The sequence below is a fragment of the Streptomyces sp. NPDC023541 genome (genome assembly GCF_055559995.1).
In genome coordinates, this window is record NZ_JBVHJO010000008.1 from 389,289 (window position 1) to 404,851 (window position 15,563).

13 protein-coding genes, 1 rRNA gene and 1 pseudogene are annotated in these 15,563 nt (G+C 74.1%); 3 read left to right on the top strand and 12 right to left on the bottom strand.

Features of this window, described 5'->3' with window-relative positions; translation table 11 throughout:
- The first annotated feature begins 9 nt into the window (after positions 1 to 9).
- The gene (locus tag ACZ3X1_RS22520) at positions 10 to 1,629 is read left to right on the top strand and encodes a PucR family transcriptional regulator (protein WP_362633715.1); all 1,620 of its coding nucleotides are present in this window, start codon (positions 10 to 12) and stop codon (positions 1,627 to 1,629) included.
- A 395-nt stretch (positions 1,630 to 2,024) separates the two neighbouring features.
- Here ACZ3X1_RS22520 and ACZ3X1_RS22525 read toward each other — a convergent pair whose 3' ends face one another.
- The 5 genes from ACZ3X1_RS22525 to ACZ3X1_RS22545 form a co-directional block, all read right to left on the bottom strand.
- Positions 2,025 to 3,140, bottom strand: coding sequence for a glycosyltransferase family 4 protein (locus ACZ3X1_RS22525; RefSeq protein ID WP_390080160.1), 1,116 nt, complete (start codon positions 3,138 to 3,140; stop codon positions 2,025 to 2,027).
- Positions 3,141 to 3,392: 252 nt separating this feature from the next.
- Entirely contained in the window at positions 3,393 to 5,117 is a 1,725-nt protein-coding gene (recN, locus tag ACZ3X1_RS22530; protein ID WP_356815077.1) for a DNA repair protein RecN, read from the bottom strand.
- 201 nt (positions 5,118 to 5,318) lie between these two features.
- On the bottom strand, positions 5,319 to 6,227 hold the full coding sequence (locus ACZ3X1_RS22535) for an NAD kinase (protein WP_356815070.1): 909 nt from the start codon (positions 6,225 to 6,227) through the stop codon (positions 5,319 to 5,321).
- Positions 6,224 to 7,039 (bottom strand): TlyA family RNA methyltransferase, encoded by an 816-nt coding sequence (locus ACZ3X1_RS22540; protein ID WP_467280728.1) that lies wholly within the window; start codon positions 7,037 to 7,039, stop codon positions 6,224 to 6,226. The genes ACZ3X1_RS22535 and ACZ3X1_RS22540 overlap by 4 nt, the downstream gene beginning before the upstream one ends.
- Before the next feature lie 7 nt (positions 7,040 to 7,046).
- Positions 7,047 to 7,364 carry a hypothetical protein gene (locus tag ACZ3X1_RS22545; protein WP_467280729.1) on the bottom strand — a complete coding sequence of 106 codons (318 nt, stop codon included), beginning with the start codon at positions 7,362 to 7,364 and terminating at the stop codon, positions 7,047 to 7,049.
- 65 nt (positions 7,365 to 7,429) lie between these two features.
- Between ACZ3X1_RS22545 and ACZ3X1_RS22550 the strand changes: the two genes are divergently transcribed.
- Entirely contained in the window at positions 7,430 to 7,777 is a 348-nt protein-coding gene (locus tag ACZ3X1_RS22550; RefSeq protein WP_356815067.1) for an alkyl sulfatase C-terminal domain-containing protein, read from the top strand.
- Positions 7,778 to 7,803: 26 nt separating this feature from the next.
- On the opposite strand, the gene ACZ3X1_RS22555 is transcribed toward ACZ3X1_RS22550, so the two are convergent.
- The 4 genes from ACZ3X1_RS22555 to ACZ3X1_RS22570 all read right to left on the bottom strand — a co-directional run bounded on the left by ACZ3X1_RS22555 (position 7,804) and on the right by ACZ3X1_RS22570 (position 11,898).
- Positions 7,804 to 8,634: an ABC transporter ATP-binding protein gene (locus ACZ3X1_RS22555; RefSeq protein WP_467280730.1), complete on the bottom strand. Its 831-nt coding sequence runs from the start codon at positions 8,632 to 8,634 to the stop codon at positions 7,804 to 7,806.
- A complete protein-coding gene (locus tag ACZ3X1_RS22560) occupies positions 8,631 to 9,677 on the bottom strand; it encodes a FecCD family ABC transporter permease (RefSeq protein ID WP_467280731.1) in 1,047 nt (348 codons plus the stop codon). Before ACZ3X1_RS22560 ends, ACZ3X1_RS22555 begins: the two co-directional genes overlap by 4 nt.
- A complete protein-coding gene (locus ACZ3X1_RS22565; protein ID WP_356815064.1) occupies positions 9,674 to 10,732 on the bottom strand; it encodes a FecCD family ABC transporter permease in 1,059 nt (352 codons plus the stop codon). The genes ACZ3X1_RS22560 and ACZ3X1_RS22565 overlap by 4 nt, the downstream gene beginning before the upstream one ends.
- A gap of 74 nt (positions 10,733 to 10,806) precedes the next feature.
- The gene (locus ACZ3X1_RS22570) at positions 10,807 to 11,898 is read right to left on the bottom strand and encodes an HAD-IIA family hydrolase (protein WP_467280733.1); all 1,092 of its coding nucleotides are present in this window, start codon (positions 11,896 to 11,898) and stop codon (positions 10,807 to 10,809) included.
- Positions 11,899 to 11,985: 87 nt separating this feature from the next.
- Between ACZ3X1_RS22570 and ACZ3X1_RS22575 the strand changes: the two genes are divergently transcribed.
- Positions 11,986 to 13,257, top strand: a complete 1,272-nt coding sequence (locus ACZ3X1_RS22575; protein WP_467280734.1) for a DUF1015 family protein — start codon at positions 11,986 to 11,988, stop codon at positions 13,255 to 13,257.
- 115 nt (positions 13,258 to 13,372) lie between these two features.
- On the opposite strand, the gene ACZ3X1_RS22580 is transcribed toward ACZ3X1_RS22575, so the two are convergent.
- The 3 genes and pseudogenes from ACZ3X1_RS22580 to rrf all read right to left on the bottom strand — a co-directional run.
- Positions 13,373 to 14,209 carry a tetratricopeptide repeat protein gene (locus ACZ3X1_RS22580; protein ID WP_467280746.1) on the bottom strand — a complete coding sequence of 279 codons (837 nt, stop codon included), beginning with the start codon at positions 14,207 to 14,209 and terminating at the stop codon, positions 13,373 to 13,375.
- Between the two features lie 228 nt (positions 14,210 to 14,437).
- Positions 14,438 to 15,367, bottom strand: a pseudogene (locus ACZ3X1_RS22585) (hypothetical protein); the annotation flags it as partial.
- Positions 15,368 to 15,472: 105 nt separating this feature from the next.
- Positions 15,473 to 15,563, bottom strand: a 5S ribosomal RNA gene (rrf, locus tag ACZ3X1_RS22590); the annotation flags it as partial.

The window sequence follows — 15,563 nt, forward strand, 5'->3', positions numbered from 1 at the left end:
TCCCGCGACATGGACAACCAGGGCGGGATCACGGTTCAGCGGGCGCTGGAGCTGCCGGGGCTGCGCAGCGGCCTGCCGGAAGTCGTGGCGTGCGCCGACCGCCTGGGCCGCACCGTCCGCTGGGTGCACGCGGGCGAGGTGCCGAACATCGCCTCCCTGCTCAAGGGCGGCGAGCTGCTGCTGACCACGGGGCTCGGCCTGGGCACCCGCCCCGCCGAGCAGCGGGCCTTCGTACGCCGCCTCGCGGACCGGGGCATCGCCGCGCTGGTCGTCGAGCTGGGACCGCGCTTCACCCGGCTGCCCGCGACGCTCGTGGAGACGGCGCGCGCGGCAGGACTGCCCCTGGTCCAGCTCCACCGGGAGGTCCCCTTCGTCGCGGTCACCGAAGAGGTCCACACCGAGATCGTCAACGGCCACTACGCCCTGCTCCAGCGGGCCGAGGAGGTGCACCGGCGCTGTACGGAGGCCCTGTTGGGCGGCGGGGGCATCCCGCAGGTGCTGCGCATCCTGGCCGACTTCACGGGCAACCCGGTCTTCCTGGAGACCCCGGACGGGCAGTTGCTGTACGCGGCCGCCAGCTCGGCCGGGGACCCGGGCGCCGACCCGCTCCAGGTGTGGGAGGGGCTGCGCGGCCAGCGCGAGGCCGAACCGTCCGCGAACACGGTGGTGATCGACGTACCGGGTGGCGGCCACGGCACGGGCTCGGTGCGGGCCCGCGTGGTCCTGGTCGGGGTCTCGGGCCCGCTGCTCCCGGTGCACCGGATGGCGGCGGAGCGTACGGCCGGGGTACTGGCCGTGGTCCTCATGCAGGCGCGGCAGGAGGAGGAGCTGGCGGCGCGCGGCCGCGGCGACTTCCTCACGGATCTCGCGGAAGGCCGCATCTCGGCGGAGGACGCGCCGGCGCAGGCCCGGGTGCTGGGCTTCAAGCCGGGCGCCGGCCCGCTGCTGCCGGTGGTCATGCGGCTGTCGGACCTCGGCCCGTCCGGCAACTGGGCCGTCCTGGCCCGGGCGGTCCTGGAGGAGCTGTCGTCCGTCGGGGTCCCGGTGCTGCTGGGCGTCCGCCCGGTCGAGGGCCGGGTGCCGCTGCTGGTGTCGCTGCGGGCGGAGTCGGAGCGCACGGCGGTCGCCGACCGGGTCGCGGCGGCGCTGCGGGCCGGGGTCGAACGCGCCGGCCTGGACCGGGCCACCGCTCCGCCGGCCGTCGTCGTCGGCGTCGCGGGCGGCTGGGCGGCCGCCTCGGCGGGTCTTCGGCACGCGGCGGAGACGGCGACGGCGGCCCACGGCCTGCCGGCCCGCCCCTGGTACGACGCCCGCCGCCTCGACATCGACCTGCTGCTGTGGCGGCTCCGCGAACACCCCGACCTGGCCGCCTTCGTCGACCGGGCGATCGGTCCACTGCGGGCGCACGACGGGACTTCGCGGCCGCCGCTGCTGCCGACGCTGGAGACGTACCTGGCCCATGCGGGCCGCAAGGCGGAGACGGCCCGTGAGCTGCACCTGAACCGGCAGACCCTCTACAACCGGCTGGCACGCATCTCGGAGCTGCTGGGCACGGACCTGGACGACCCGGAGACGGTCCTCTCCCTCAGCCTCGCCCTCCGCGCCCGCCGCCACGCCACCCCTTCTTGACGCGTCCCTCGCACCACTCGGCGCAGGGGCGCCTCGCGGGCTCCGGCCCGCTGCGCCGGACACGCTCCGCCGACCGCATCCCCCCTCGCCCGGCGACGGCCCCGCCACTCCCGCCGGCGCTTCAGGCGGGCCCGGGGCAGGCCCCGCCACTTCAGCCCCGCCGGCGTTTGAGGCGCGGGGCCCGGGGCGGAGCCCCGCAGCGGCGCCGCGCCCGGCCACGGTCCTGGCGGGGCCCTGCGGGGCTGGTCCCCTACCCGCCCTTCCACCGTTCCCCGGGCTCTGCCCGCACCCGCGCCTCAGACGCCGGCGAGGCTGAAACGCCCGGCCCCGCCTGCGCGCAGGGCCCCGACGGGCAGGCTGCGGCCGCGGCGCCGGGCGGCGCCGCAGGCGAAGGGCTAGCGGCGGCGGCGTTCCGTCAGTTCGTCGTAGACGGAAAGGACCTGCGCCACCGTGTCGTCCTCCGACGGCCACGTCGCGGCCTGTATGCGCCCGGCGGCGGCCAGGTCGGCCCGGCGGGCCGGATCGGCCAGGAGGCCGGCCACGGCCGAGGCGAGGGCGTGCGCCTCCCCCGGCGGGACGAGCACCGCGCCGTCCCCCACCAGCTCCGGCACACCGCCCACCGCCGTGGCGACCAGCGGCACGCCCGCCCGCAGTGCCTGCTGCGCCAGCAGGGCCCGCGCCTCCCAACGGCTCGGCAGCACCGCCAGGTCAGCCGCTGCCAGCAGCTGCGCCGCGTCCCGCCGGCGCCCGAGCAGCCGGACCGGGAGCCCCTCCGCCTCGATCCGCCGGGCCAGTTCGGCCCGCAGCGGCCCCTCCCCCGCGATCACCAGCAGCGGTGCGGGTTCCAGGGCCCGCCACTCCCGCGCGGCGTCGAGCAGGACCGAGTACCCGCGGTGCGCCGCCAGGCTGCCGACCGCGATGAGCAACGGCCGTTCCACGACACCGAGTTCCGCCCTCAGCTTACCGGCGTCCGACGCTCCTTCCGGGGCGGCGGGGACCGCCACGGGGGCCAGCCGCGCGTCCCGGGCGCCCCGCTGCCGCGCGAGGTCCACGAGGTCCGAGGAGGCTCCGAGCACCACGGCGGCGGCCCGCGCCACGCGCCGTTCCAGTATCCGGCTCAGCCGCCCCAGCGTGCCGGGCGCCGTCGGGCCGTCGCCGTGCCAGCTCACCACCAGCGGCACCCGGCGCCCGCGTATGGCCAGCGCGGCCCGCAGCCCGGCCCGCACCCCGTGCGCGTGTACGACGTCCGCCCCGGCGCACGCCGCCCGCAGCACGCTCACCGCGTCGGGCGCGAACTCCGCCCCGGCGCCGGTGAAGTCGTACTCCCCCTCCGCCCGCACGGGCGCGCACACCGTGACCCGCACCCCGCGCGCGGCGAGTCCGGTGGCGAGCGATCGGACGTGCGTGCAACTGCCCGCGCCCGCACCGTCGCCGAGCACTTGGACGGTGCGCAGCGGCTGGCGCCCGTAGGGCTGGGCCGCGACGGGGGTGGAGACCGGGGAGCTGCTCACGGGCCGAAGCTCCAGGGGGAGGAGTCAGAGATGTCGCCAAGGATGCCAGTCCGTACGCGCGTTCCGGGACCATATGGGTGCGGATCCTGTGCGGGATACGGCCGGACACCCCCCGGCCTCACCCACACGGCTTAAGTGGAATCCGGAGAGTGACGCACCGATCGGTGCGTTTCGGGTCCGAAACAGTCGTTCGCGGACAAGCGGAGGGCCCCGAACGTCATGCGTTCCGGGCCCTCCGAGTGGTGTGCGGGTTCACGCGTCGGCGCGCGCCGCCGCCAGCAGTTCCTCGGCGTGCGCCCGCGCGGAGACGGAGTCCTCGTGCCCCGCGAGCATGCGCGAGAGTTCGCGGATGCGGTCCTCGCCCTCCAGGACGGTGACACCGCTGCGGGTGACCGAGCCGTCGTTGGTCTTCTCCACCAGCAGCTGCCGGTCGGCGAAGGCCGCGACCTGCGGCAGGTGGGTGACGACGACGACCTGCGCCGACTTGGCGAGCTTCGCCAGGCGCCGGCCGATCTCGACCGCCGCCTTGCCGCCGACTCCCGCGTCGACCTCGTCGAAGAGGTAGGTGGGCACCGGGTCGGTGCCGGCGAAGACGACCTCCACCGCGAGCATCACCCGGGAGAGCTCACCGCCGGAGGCGCCCTTGGCGATCGGCCGCGGCTGGGCCCCCGGGTGGGGTGCCAGCAGCAGTTCGACCTCGTCGGCGCCGGAGGGTCCGTAGGCGACCGGGCGGCCGTCCACGTCCACTCCTTCGGGGTCCTCCGCCTGGCGGATGTCGATCGTCACCCGGGCGTGCGGCATCGCCAGCGACGCCAGCTCCTGCGTCACCGCGGAGGCGAAGCGCGTCGCCGCCTCGACCCGGGCGTCGGTCAGCGCCTGCGCCAGCAGCGACAGTTCGGAGCGCAGTCCGTCGCGCTCGGCGGTCAGCTCGGTGATCCGCTCGTCGTCGCCGTCCAGTTCCAGCAGCCGGGCCGCGCCCTGTTCGGCCCACTCCAGCACGGCGTCCACGGTGCCCCCGGAGCCGTACTTGCGGGTCAGCTGCGTGAGGGCGGCCCGGCGCTCCTCCACCGCGGCCAGCCGCAGCGGATCGGCGTCGAGGTCGTCGGCGTAGCCCGCCAGTTCCCCGGCGACGTCGGACAGCAGGATGCCGAGCTCCCCGATCCGCTCGGCGAGCGCCCCGAGAGCCGGGTCGTGCGAGCGTACGGATTCCAGTGCCCGGTGGGCTCCGGCGACGAGCATGTTCGCGTCGATCGCCTCGGGGTCCTCGGGGTTGCCCGCGAGCGCGGCGTGCGCCGCCTGGGCCGCCGACGCCAGCGCTTCGGCATGACCGAGCCGCTCCGCCTCGGCCGCCAGCTCGGCGTCCTCGCCGGCCACCGGCTCCACGGCCGCGATCTCGTCCAGGCCGAAGCGGAGCAGATCCGCCTCCTGGGCCCGCTCCCGGGCCCGGGTGGTGATCTCGTCGAGCTCCACGGCGACCGCGCGCAGCCTGCGGTAGGCCGAGACGTACTTCTCCAGCGGCACGGCGACGGCGTCCCCGGCGTACCGGTCGAGCGCCTGCCGCTGCCGGGCCGGCCGCAGCAGGCCCTGCTGGTCGGTCTGTCCGTGGACGGCGACCAGGTCGTCGGCCAGTTCGCCGAGCAGGCCGACGGGCACGGAGCGGCCGCCGACGTGGGCGCGCGAACGCCCCTCGGCGGACACGGTCCGGCTGATCAGCAGGGCGCCGTCGTCGAGCTCGGCGCCGGCCTCCTCGGCGCGTACCGCGGCGGGGGCGTCCGGGCGCATGACGATGCGGCCCTCGACCACCGCCGCCTTGGCCCCGATCCGCACCAGGGCCGGGTCGGCGCGACCGCCGAGCAGCAGCCCGAGGCTGGTGACGACCATCGTCTTGCCCGCGCCGGTCTCGCCGGTCACCGCGGTGAAACCGGGCGACAGCTCGACCACCGCGTCGTCGATGACCCCGAGCGACCGTATCCGCATCTCCTCAAGCACGGGACGACGATACCGAGGTTTCCGCGGTGCCATGTGACGTCACCCGTCCCGAGTTCCTCGAACGCGTGTGCTATTAATGCTCTGGCGGCGGGCCCGGAACGACAACACCGTTGATCGCAGGCGGCCTTGCGGGCGGCGAGGTCCCGTGGACGCCCGCCGCCTGCCGCGTTCTCCGGTGAGGTACGTCCGTCAGTGGGGCGCGCCGCGCCAGCCCGACACCGGCAGGGCGAACTTCGCGACGAGCCGGTCCGTGAAGGACGCGTGGTGCAGCCGGGCGAGCCGCACGGGCACCGCACCCCGCCGGACCTCCACGCGGGCCCCGGCGGGCAGCTCCAGCATGCGCCGGCCGTCGCACCACAGGACGCCGTGCGGGGTGCCGTTCTGCACCTCCACCGCCAGCACCGAGTTCGGCGAGGTCACCAGCGGCTTCGCGAACAGCGCGTGCGCGCTGATCGGCACCATCAGCAGCGCCTCCACCTCCGGCCAGACCACCGGCCCGCCCGCGGAGAAGGCGTAGGCCGTCGAGCCCGTCGGAGTCGCGCAGACGATGCCGTCACAGCCGAAGCCGGTCACGGGGCGCCCGTCGATCTCCAGGACCACCTCCAGCATCCGCTCCGGGGACACCTTCTGGACCGCGGCCTCGTTCAGCGCCCAGTCCCGGTGGACGACGTCGCCGTTCGTGCGCACGATCACATCGAGGGTCATCCGCTCCTCGACCTCGTACGAGCGCGTCACGACCCGGTCCACGACCTTGTCCAGGTCGTCCCGCTCGGCCTCGGCGAGGAAGCCGACCCGGCCCAGGTTGACGCCGAGCATCGGCACGCCCGAGGCGCGCGCGAACTCGGCGCCCCGCAGCAGGGTCCCGTCACCGCCCAGCACCACCAGCAGCTCGCACCCGTCGAGCACCCCCGGCGTGGACTCGGTGACGAGCTCCACCTCCGGCGGCAGCGGCAGGTCCACCGCCTCGTGGTCGAAGACCCGTACGCCCAGCCCGCAGCGCAGCAGCCCCTTGACGACCAGCTCGGCGCTGCGGATGGCCGCCGGCCGCCCGGTGTGCGCGAGCAGGAATACGGTCCGTTCCCCCGAAGAATCTTTCACTGCGGCCCCTCCGCCACTGCACGGTCAACATCCGCCGGGTCGAGCGCCGGTGCCCCCGCCCTCAGCCACAGAAAGTACTCGACGTTCCCGGACGGCCCCGGCAGCGGACTGGCGGTCACTCCGAGGACCCCCAGTCCCAGGGCCGCGGCGTGGGCCGCGACCTCGCGCACGGCCTCCGCCCGCAGCTCCGGGCTGCGCACGACGCCGCCGCTGCCCAGCCGGTCCTTGCCCACCTCGAACTGCGGCTTGACCATCAGCACCAGGTCGGCGTCCGGCGCCGTGCACCGCACCAGGGCGGGCAGCACCAGGCCGATGGAGATGAAGGAGAGGTCGCCGACGACGAGGTCCACCGGGACGCCGTCGATCTGCTCGACCGTCAGCTCGCGCACGTTCGTGCGGTCCTTCACGGTGACCCGGTCATCGCTCTGCAGCGACCAGGCGAGCTGCCCGTAGCCGACGTCGACCGCCATGACGTGGGCCGCGCCCGCGCGCAGCAGCACGTCGGTGAAGCCGCCGGTGGACGCGCCCGCGTCCAGCGCCCGGCGGCCCTCGACCCGCAGCCCCTGCGGCTGGAAGGCCGCGAGGGCGCCCGCGAGCTTGTGTCCGCCGCGGGAGACGTAGTCGGGGTCGGCGTCGTCCTTGAGGACCACGAGGGCCGCGCTGGTCTCGACCTGGGTGGCGGCCTTGGTCGCGGTCGCGCCGCCCACGGTCACCCGGCCCGCGGCGATCAGCTGCGCGGCGTGCTCGCGCGAGCGGGCCATGCTGCGGCGTACCAGTTCGGCGTCCAGGCGGCGGCGTGCCACTCCTGCCACGTTCGGTTCAGCTCCTGTTTTCGTACGGTCCGGGGACGGGCGGTGCGTCCAGCGCCGTCAGCGCCTCACGCAGCCCCCGGTGGACATCCTCGTACACCTCGACGTGTCCGTCCGCCCCGAGGCGGTCCGCGTCCTCCAGCCGCTCCAGGTGCGCGTCCACCCCGGCGTGGCCCGTGGGGGTGCGTACGACGCCCAGCGGCGCGGGCCCCGCGGGCCCGTCGGCGGCGTCATCCCGGACCCCGGCGTCGACCCCGGCCTCGGCCCCGGCCTCGGACGCGGGCTCGTTCCGGGCCTCCGCACGGGTCTCGGCTGCTTCGTCGCTCATGCCACGACGCTACCCCGAAGCGCCCCCGCGGCGACGCGCGGCTCTGCGGTACGGTCGTGATCACGATGGCTACGATCCAGGAGTGCCGTGCAGCACTCGACCGACTCTCCGACAACCTCGCGCGGGCCGAGGACGGTGTGCGCGGCGCGGCCGCGTTCGACCGCTCCCTCAGCTGCCACATCACGGACCTGGACCAGACGTTCACGGGCCGCCTCGAAGGAGGCCGGATCCGGGTGGACGCGGTCGCTCCGGGCCCGCCGGCCCAGAAGGCCGAGATCCGCCTCGCGATGACCGGCGACGACCTGCTCGCGCTGGTCGCGGGCGAGCTGAAGTTCGCGAAGGCCTGGGCCTCCGGCCGGGTCAGGCTGGAGGCCGGCATCCGCGACCTGCTGAGGCTGAAGAGCCTGCTCTGACGCCCGCCCGTGCCGTGCCCGCCGGGCTAGCCGGCGGGCACGGCGGCCGTACGGGCCTTGCGTGCCGCAGGGATCACGAGCGGCGTCCCCGTCTCCGGGTCGTCGATGATCTGGCAGCGCAGCCCGAACACCTTCTCCACGAGCTCCGCGGTGACCACCTCCTGCGGCGCCCCCTCGGCGATGACCTTCCCGCCCCGCATGGCGATCAGGTGCGTGGCGTAGCGGGCGGCGTGATTGAGGTCGTGCAGCACGGCGACGAGCGTGCGGCCCCGGGTCTCGTGCAGTTCGGCGCACAGGTCCAGCACGTCGATCTGGTGCTGGATGTCCAGGTACGTCGTCGGCTCGTCGAGCAGCAGCAGCGGCGTCTGCTGGGCCAGGGCCATCGCGATCCACACGCGCTGCCGCTGCCCGCCCGACAGCTCGTCCACGGCCCGGTCGGCGAGTTCGGCGACCCCGGTCGAGGCCATCGACTCCTTGACGATCCGCTCGTCCTCGGCCGACCACTGCCGCAGCAGCCCCTGGTGCGGGTACCGGCCGCGCGAGACGAGGTCGGCCACCGTGATGCCGTCGGGCGCGATCGAGGACTGCGGGAGCAGGCCCAGGGTCTTGGCGACCTTCTTCGCGGGCATGGACCCGATGGCCTGCCCGTCCAGCAGCACCCGTCCCCCGGACGGCTTCAGCATCCGCGACAGGGCCCGCAGCAGCGTGGACTTGCCGCAGGCGTTGGGGCCGACGATCACCGTGAAGGAGTTGTCGGGGATCTCCACCGACAGGTTCTCGGCGATGACCCGCTGGTCGTAGCCGAGGGTCACGTTCTCCGCGGTCAACCGCTGCACTTGCGCACTCCTGAGGTTCATATACGTCCTGCCTTGCGCTCGGTGACGAGCAGCCAGAGCAGATAGACACCGCCGACCAGCCCGGTCACCACGCCCACCGGCAACTGGTCCGCGCCGAAGGCCCGCTGCGAGGCCCAGTCCGAGAGCAGCAGCACCACCGAGCCCATGAGGGCGCCGGACAGCAGGTTGGCGCCGGGCGAGCGGGTCAGCCGCCGCGCCAGCTGCGGCGCGGCCAGCGCGACGAAGCTGATCGGCCCGGCCGCGGCGCTCGCCGCCGTGGTGAGCAGGATGGCGGCCAGCATCAGCAGCAGCCGGGTGCGCTCCACCGGTACCCCCACCGCGTACGCGGCGTCGTCGCCCATCTCGATCATCCGCAGGGCCCGGCTCTGCCCCAGCACCAGCGGGAAGAGCACCGCGCAGGTCACCATCAGCGGCCACACCTGTGCCCAGTCCCGGCCGGCCAGCGAACCGGTCAGCCAGACCATCGCCCGTGAGGCCTCCACCAGCTGGGCCTTGGTGATCAGGTACTGGATGACGGCCACCAGCATCGCGGAGGCGCCGATGCCCACCAGGACCAGCCGGTAGCCGTGGATGCCCCGCTTGTACGCCAGCAGGTAGACGGCGGTGCCGGCCAGCAGGCCGCCGAGCAGCGCGCCGACGGCGACCTCGGTCGCCGAGCCGTTCAGCAGGATGATGACGACGAGGGCGCCGACCGCGGACCCGTACGAGAAGCCGAGCAGGTCGGGCGAGCCGAGCGGGTTGCGGGTCACCGACTGGAAGACGGCTCCGGCCATCCCGAGGGCGGCGCCGACCAGCAGGGCGACCAGCACCCGGGGCAGCCGCAGGTCGTTGACGATGAAGTCGTTGGCGGGGGTGCCGTTGCCGAGCAGGGTCTGTACGACGTCCCACGGCGCGATGTCGAAGTCGCCGGTACCGATGAGCAGGACGGCCATGACGAAGGCGGCGAGGACGAGCAGGACGCCGACGGCCAGGGCGCGCCGCTCGATCCGCAGCGACACCCCGCCCGGCAGCCGCACGGGACGGGCTTTGGCGGTCACGGTCACAGCTGGGCCATCCTCTTGCGCCGGACGAGGTAGATGAACACGGGCCCGCCGATGAGCGCGGTGACGATGCCGACCTGCAGCTCGGCCGGCCGGGTGACGACCCTGCCGACCACGTCCGCGCCGAGCAGCAGGACGGGCGACAGGACGGCCGAGTACGCGAGCACCCAACGCATGTCCGGTCCCGTGAACACGCGCACGAGGTGCGGGATCATCAGGCCGATGAAGACGATGGGCCCGCAGGCGGCGGTCGCCGCACCGCAGAGCAGGGTGATGGCGAGCATCGCGCCGACCCGGGTCCGCGTCAGGTTCGCGCCCAGCGCCCGGGCCGTGTCGTCGCCCATGGCCATCGCGTTGAGCGGCCGGCCGAGCGTCAGCGCGAGCACCGCGCCGACCAGCAGGAAGGGGGCGACCTGCCGGACGGTGTCCATGTTGGCCGAGGCCAGCGAGCCCACCGTCCAGAAGCGCAGCTTGTCCAGCGCCTTGCTGTCCATCAGCTGCACTGCGTTGATGTAGCCGACGAGGGCCGCGCTGGCCGCCGTACCGGCGAGCGCGAGGCGCACCGGCGTGGCGCTGCGGCTGCCGCCGAGCACGTACACGACGACCGAGACGACGGCGGCACCGAGGAAGGCCCACCACACGAACTCGCTCAGCGAGCTCGCGCCGAAGAAGCTGATCGCGGATACCACGGCCGCCGCGGCGCCGGCGTTGACACCGAGGATGCCGGGCTCGGCCAGCGGGTTGCGGGCCAGCGCCTGCATCACCGCCCCGGACAGGCCTAGTCCGAGCCCGACCATCAGCCCGAGGAGGGTGCGCGGGACCCGGAGGTCCCGCACGACCACGTCCGAGGTGGTCCCCGAGTAGTGGAAGAGGCCGTGCCAGACCTCGTCCAGGGGCATCTGCTTGGCGCCCACGGCGATGCTCACCACCGCGATCAGGGCGAGCACCACGAGGGCGCCGGCCAGGCCGGCGGCACGCGCGGCATGGCGTGGGCGGGCGACGGCGTCGGGCGGTGGCGCCGCGCTCGGTCCGGATTCAGGAGGACTCTCAACCAACACGCAGGTTAGGTTAGCCTAGCCTGCACCTCCGACGGACCCCGGAGGTCCCCCGGGGGCATCCGGCGCAGGCGGCCCTAAAGACCCAGCCTGGCCAGCGCCTTCGCCGGATCCAGCGTGCACGCACCCTCCGCGGCCGCCGTCCAGGCCGCCGCGCACAGCGCCCGCAGACCGTCCATCGGGTCCCGGTCCGACCCTCCCCCGGCGCCCCCCGCGGCCCCTTCGCCGCCCTCGCCGCCCTCGTCGTCCTCGCTCAGTTCGAGCACACCGTTGTTCAACGCGACCGCCGTCCACCCGCCGCAGCGGAACCCCTCCGCGGCCGGCACCACCTCCGGCTGCCCGGACAGCAGCCCGCGCAGGTCCCGGTCCACGTAGGTCGGCCGGTGCCGGGGCTCGGCACGCAGCAGCTGCTCCGCGTCGGTCACCCCGGTCAGCACCAGCAGCGAGTCCACCTCCCCGTTGAAGGCGCCCTCGATGTCGGTGTCCAGCCGGTCCCCGACGACCAGCGGCCGCTTCGCCCCGGTCCGCAGCACCGTCTCCCGGTGCATCGGCGGCAGCGGCTTGCCCGCCACCTGCGGGTCCGCGCCCGTGGCGATCCGTACGACCTCCACCGCGGCCCCGTTGCCCGGCGCGATGCCCCGCGCCCCGGGGATCGTCAGGTCGGTGTTCGACGCGTACCACGGCACGCCCCGGTTGATCGCGTACGCGGCCTCCGCGAACCGGCCCCATGCCAGGTCCGGTCCGCCGTAGCCCTGCACGACGGCCGCGAGGCCCTCCTCGTCGGCGGACTCGACCGGCACGAGCCCGCGTTCGCGCAGCGCGACTCGCAGCCCCTCCCCGCCGATCACCAGCACCTTGGACCCCGGCTCCACCTGCTCCGCGATCAGCCGGGCCACCGCCTGCGCCGAGGTGATCACCTCGGCCGCCTCCGTCGGGATGCCCAGTTCGCCCAGATGCTCGGCGACGGCCTCGGGGGTCCGCAGCGCGTTGTTCGTGACGTACGCGAGGTGCATGCCGTCGGCGCGGGCCGCCGCGAGGGACTCCACGGCGTGGCCGATGGCCCGCCCGCCCGCGTACACCACCCCGTCCAGGTCCAGGAGAGCGGTGTCGTACGCCTGGTGCAGACTCTGGTCACACGCCGCGGGACTGGTCCTGATCTGCCGGGTCATTCTGGCCGCTCCCTCTGTGATCGATCTTGTCCGATTCCCTACTGCCCCGATCATCCCGCATGGCGAGACGCGACTTACCATGCACCAATGACCATTTCTGGCACCGCGGAGCACGGACTGCGCCTGATCCCGTTCCATGGCCTGCGCTACGTCCCCGAGCGTGTCGGCAGCCTGGCCGCCGTCACCTCGCCGCCGTACGACGTGGTCGTGCGTCCCGACGGAGTCGACCACCTCGAATCCGCCGACCCGCACAACATCGTCCGCCTGATCCTCCCCCAGGCCGGCACCCCGGCCGCGCGCAACGAACAGGCCGCACGCACCCTGCGGGACTGGCTCGCCGAGGGCATCCTGTCCGCCGACCCGGAGCCCGCGCTGTACGTGTACGAGCAGCGCAGGGCGGGCCTGCTCCAGCGCGGCGTCATCGGCGCCCTGGCCCTGTCCACCGCCGACGCGGGCATCGTCCTCCCCCACGAGGACGTCATGCCGGACGTGGTGACCGACCGGGCGGGCCTGATGCGGGCCACCTCCGCCAACCTCGAACCCCTCCTCCTCACCTACCGCGGCGACGACCCCGGCGCGGGTGCGGCGTCGGTCGTCGAGCGGACCGCCCAGCGCGCCCCCCTGCTGTCGACCACCACCGAGGACGGCTTCCAGCACCGGCTCTGGGCCATCACCGACCCGGCCGAACTCGCCACCGTCACGGCGGACCTCAGCCACCGCCAGGCCCTCATCGCCGACGGCCACCACCGCTGGGCGACGTACCTGCGCCTGCAGGAGGAGCACGGCTCACCCACCGCGTGGGACTTCGGCCTGGTGCTCCTCGTGGACACCGCCCGCTACCCGCTCCAAGTCCGCGCCATCCACCGGATGCTGCGCCGCCTCCCGGTCGCCGACGCGCTGGCGGCCGTCGCCGGTCACTTCCGGGTCCGCCCCGTCGACGGGCCCCTTCCGCTGGCCCTGGACGCCCTCTCGGACGCGGCGGAACGCGGCAACGCCTTCCTCCTCGCCGGCGACGGCACCTTCCACCTGGTCACCGATCCCGACCTGGCCCTCCTCGACCGCACGGTCCGCCACGACCGCCCCGAGGCCTGGCGCCGGCTGGATGCCACCGTGCTGCACGCGACGCTGCTCGACGCGCTCTGGCGCGTCCCGGACGCCCCGGACCAGATCACGTACATCCACGACGCAGCGTCCACCGTGGAGATGGCCGAACGCCACGGGGGGACCGCCGTCCTGCTGCACCCCGTGCGCGAGGAGGTCGTACGCGACCTCGCCCGCCAGGGGGTCACCATGCCGCGGAAGTCCACGTCCTTCGGACCGAAGCCGGCCACCGGCCTGGTCCTGCGCGGACTGGGCTGAACCCTCCGGGCCCACTGGCCCCGACCCCGGACACGAAGAAGGGCGGTACCCCGACCGGGGTACCGCCCTTCTTCTTCAGTCCGACTTCTTCAGTCCGACGTCACTGCGACGTGGCTCAGGCCTTGTCGCCCCGGGCATCGGAGTCGGCCGCGGACTGCTCCAGCGGCTCGTACTCCTCGTCGTCCTCGTCGTAGTACTCGGCGACGTCGGTGGCGCGCTCGGCCGCGGCGATCTCCGCCGCGTCCTCGTCGTCGTCCTCGTCGTCCTCGTCGTCGACGAGGTTCTCGGTTCCGTCCTGGTCCTCGTCGTCGGCCGCGTCGATCGCGGCGTCGACGAACTCGACGCCGTCGAGCTCGGCGAGACGGTCCGAGGCGTCGGTGGCCCCGTCCTTGTCCGCTTCGAGGGCCTTGCCGAACCACTCGCGGGCCTCGTCCTCACGACCGGCCGCCAGCAGGGCGTCGGCGTAGGCGTACCGCAGGCGCGCGGTCCACGGCTGGACGGCGTTGGACGCCAGCTCGGGGCTCTGCAGGGTCACGATGGCGGCTTCGAGCTGCCCCTGGTCCCGTCGGGCACCGGCCGCGACCAGTCGCATCTCGACCTGGCCGGCCTTGTCGAGCTTCTGCACCTCGGGCTCACCGGCCATGGCCAGCGCACGCTCGGGGCGGCCGAGGCCGCGCTCGCAATCGGCCATGACGGGCCACAGTTCGACCGAGCCGGTCATGCGCTTGGCGGCACGGAACTCGGCGAGGGCCTCGCTGTACTTCTGCGTGGCGTAGGCGGCGAAGCCGGCGGCCTCACGGACGGCGGCCACGCGGGAGGCCAGACGCAGGGCGATGCGCGAGTACGCGTACGCCTGCTCGGGGTCCTCGTCGATCAGCCGGGCGACCATGACGAGGTTCTTGGAGACCTCTTCCGCCAGGCCCTTGGGCAGGCTCAGCAGCTCCTGACGCACGTCGGCGTCGATCTCCAGGCCGGTGACGTCCTCGTCGATCGGCAGCCGCTTGACCGGGTCACGGTCGCGGTCCGAACGGTAACCGCGGTCGCCGCCACGGTCGTCCCGACCACGGTAGCCACCGCGATCGTCGCGGCCGCCACGGAAGCCTCCGCGGTCGCCACCCCGGTCGTCGCGACGGGGGTACGAGGGACGGTCGCCGCCGCGGTCGTCACGACGGGGGTAGGACGGACGGTCGCCGCCACGGTCGTCGCGGCCGCCACGGAACCCACCGCGCTCGTCATCGCGACGGGGGTACGAGGGACGCTCGCCGCGGTCGTCGCGACGCGGGAAGCTGGGACGGTCGCCGCCCCGGTCGTCACGACGCGGGTAGGACGGACGGTCACCGCCACGGTCGTCGCGGCGGAAGGCGGGACGGTCCCCACCGCGGTCGTCACGACGCGGGTAGGACGGACGGTCGCCGCCGCGGTCGTCGCGGCCGCCACGGAACCCACCGCGCTCGTCATCGCGACGCGGGTACGAGGGACGCTCACCCCGGTCATCACGACGCGGGTACGAAGGACGCTCGCCGCGGTCGTCGCGACGGGGGTACGAGGGACGGTCGCCGCCGCGGTCGTCACGACGGGGGTAGGACGGACGGTCGCCGCCACGGTCGTCACGGCCGCCACGGAACCCACCGCGCTCGTCATCCCGACGGGGATACGAGGGACGCTCACCCCGGTCATCACGACGCGGGAAGCTGGGACGGTCACCGCCCCGGTCGTCACGACGCGGGTAGGACGGACGGTCACCGCCACGGTCGTCACGACGCGGGTAGGACGGACGGTCGCCACCACGGTCGTCACGACGCGGGTAGGACGGACGGTCGCCACCACGGTCGTCACGGCGGAAACCGCCGCCACCACCAGCGCCGGAGGGACGCCCACCACGGTCGTCGCGACGGTAGCCACCGCCGCCACTACCACTACTGCTACCGCCGGCCGGCCTGCCGCCACGGTCGTCGCGACGGAACGGGGGACGGTCGCCGCCACGGTCGTCACGGCCCCCGCGGTAGCCGCCCCTGTCACCGCCGTCGTTGCGCCGAGGCTCGCGCTCCGGACGATCGTCGGGAGAGTTGGACATGGGTGTGACTCCTGTCTTCGGGGTACCGCTAGTCATTCTCGCGCAACCAACCCATGGCCGCGCTTCGGCGTAAAGAGGTGAAAAACAAAAAGGACCCTTGGTCCAGCGTTGAACGCTGGACCAAGGGTCCTTTGAAAGATTGTTCGGCGGCGTCCTACTCTCCCACAGGGTCCCCCCTGCAGTACCATCGGCGCTGAAAGGCTTAGCTTCCGGGTTCGGAATGTAACCGGGC